Source organism: Bellilinea sp., assembly GCF_034432615.1.
GTDB lineage: Bacteria > Chloroflexota > Anaerolineae > Anaerolineales > Anaerolineaceae > Bellilinea.
On record NZ_DAOUBL010000338.1, the window covers coordinates 1 to 2,433 of the forward strand.

Genomic DNA, 2,433 nt, shown 5'->3' on the forward strand with positions numbered 1-2,433 from the left:
CGTCATGGCTTCCATGACCATGCGGTTCATTTCCTCGCGCGGGCATGGGTCGAACATCAGGTGTTCGCGCGGGTCTTCTTCGGCGTGCTCGACGGGCTTAATGGCTTGCAGCAGTTCGGTTTCAGCCGCCATACCGTCCACCTCCTTTGAGATAAGTTACGCGGGGCAGGGTGCCCAGCTCTTCCAGCAATTGATAGCGGCGTTGATTGCGCGCCATCTGGCTGGCTTTCGTTTGCGGGTTGCTCATATCCCCAAACACCAGCGCTCCTGCCGGGCAGGCCTGTACGCAGGCGGGCTGGATTTCGCCGTCTTCCACCTCGCGCCCTTCGGCAGCCGCTTTCTGCCTTCCGCGCACAATGCGCTGAACGCAGAAGGTGCATTTTTCCATCACACCCCGGCGGCGGACGGTCACGTCCGGATTGAGGTAGGAATTCATCGGTTCGGGCAGGTCGTGGTCAAAGAAATTGAACTGGCGGGAATGATAGGGGCAGTTATTGGCGCAGTAGCGGGTGCCAATGCAGCGGTTATAAACCGCCAGGTTGACCTGCTCCTCTTCACTGTGCGCCGAGGCAAACACGGGGCAAACCGGTTCACATGGGGCATTACCGCACTGCTGGCACATGACCGGTTCAAAGGCCGGTTTGACTTCGGGGTATTCACCGGCCCAATCGCGTTTGTTGTAGAGCCAGTACATTGCGCGTCCGTAGGCAACCTCGTCCTCACCAACGAAAGGAATGTTATTTTCCATCGAACAGGCAGCAATACAGGCATTACAACCGGTGCAGCGGTCAAGGTCAACCACCAGTCCCCATTTTTGAGGTGCTTTTTGTTCAGCCATGAGTCTCTCTCCTTGGTTTTTCCATCGCTAACATTAATGTTCCCCGTAGATGCCCTCTTTGCTCTCCACACGGGCAAGCGGGCGGCGTTTGCCGGTTGGCAGGATGGTTGCCACCACACTGCCATAGGTCAGGTCGCCGGCCGGGTTGGTCGTGGTCGGCAGAACTTGTGCCGGGTTGCAGCCGCGCCCTTCTGCCCAGCGCCCAAGCGCGGTGTGTCCCTGACCAAAGGGAATGGCAATCGTATCCGGTCGGATGGCCGGATAGCGGTACACACTGGCTTCTACAAACCCGTAAGGCGTGCTGATGCGCACAACATCATCATCGTGCAGGCCCAGTTCTTCGGCGGTCTTGGGGTTAATTTCCACCCACGAATTCCATGTCACCGTGGTCATCCAGTCGGGCAGTTCCTGTAACCATGGGCGGTTTGCGCCGCTGCCATCCCCCAGGTGGTTGGGAAAAGTGATCAGGTAAAACTGCTTGCCTTCTTCCAACTCCTGTGGCGGTGTGAACGAGTAACTCCCCTGGGGTGGCGTTGCCTGAGGCGGGGGTGTCAGCCGGGGGGAGGCGGTCCACCAGCCGCCGTATTGCAGCCAGCGTGACCAGAAGGTGAAAATCTCCGGTGCGGTGTAAAAGCCGCCGGCATCAATCAGGGGCAGCAGCTTCTGCTGAATGTATTCCACTTCGTCTTTATAGGGGAAAGCCTGGGCGGCTGCCGTTCCCAGTTGTTTGACGGCTGCCAGCAGAACATCCGCCGTGGCGCGGGTATCATACAACGGCACAACCACCGGCTGAAAGGAAGAATATGCCGGGCGGTCACTGCCTGCCAGTACGCGCTGATAGCCGAATGATTCGAGCGGGGTGTGGTCCGGCAAAATGTAGTCGCTGGCGAGTGCGGTTTCATCCGGGAAGGAAGCAAACGAAATCACCAGCGGGACTTTAGAAAGGGCATCGGCAAAACCGAGCGCTGCCGGAAACTCAAACAGCGGGTTGACGCCGTGAATAAAGAGCACCTTCACTTTGCTGTCGGCCATGCGGCGCACCAGTTCTTTGACTGCGGCAAAATCGGTTGCCGAAGCTTCGGCCGGGGTGAGGAACACCCCGCCGGGCTGACCGAGATTATCTACCAGTGCATTCAGGTAGAGCAGAGATTGGGCGGTTATCAGTCCATCAGCCTGCGCCAGGGCACTTCCGCCCGGAATGGCAAGCGCATGAGCAGAGGCAGTAAACATTTCAGCCAGTTCGCGGATTTTTTCTTCCGCAATCCCGCTGGCGGCTGCCGCAGCGCTGACCGTTACGGTGCTGAAGGCAGGAGAGACCGGTTTGCCACGCGCTTCTGCTACCAGACGGTTGAAAACCGCCGCGAGGATGGCTTCGCTGCCCGGGCGGATGGGAATCCACTCATCGGCATTGCCGGCCGTGAGCGACTGGCGCGGTTCAAACACCACCAGGTAACCGCGCCGGGTTGGGCGTCCCTGACGGAATTCCCCGTAGGCGCGGGTGTAAGCCACCGGCGACAGCCAGTTTTCCAGAAAGTTTGCCCCAAAGGCAAAAGTTACTTCGGCGTTGGCCAGGTCAAAGTACGGCAGGCTGGCTT

General features: G+C 59.0%; 2 protein-coding genes. Both read right to left on the minus strand.

Features of this window, described 5'->3' with window-relative positions:
* Positions 1-121 precede the first annotated feature (121 nt).
* Positions 122-838, minus strand: a complete 717-nt coding sequence (locus tag VAE48_RS15260) for a 4Fe-4S dicluster domain-containing protein (RefSeq protein ID WP_322794194.1) — start codon at positions 836-838, stop codon at positions 122-124.
* A 33-nt stretch (positions 839-871) separates the two neighbouring features.
* Positions 872-2,433, minus strand: a 1,562-nt coding sequence (locus VAE48_RS15265) for a molybdopterin-dependent oxidoreductase (RefSeq protein ID WP_322794195.1), incomplete at its 5' end; no start/stop codon positions are given.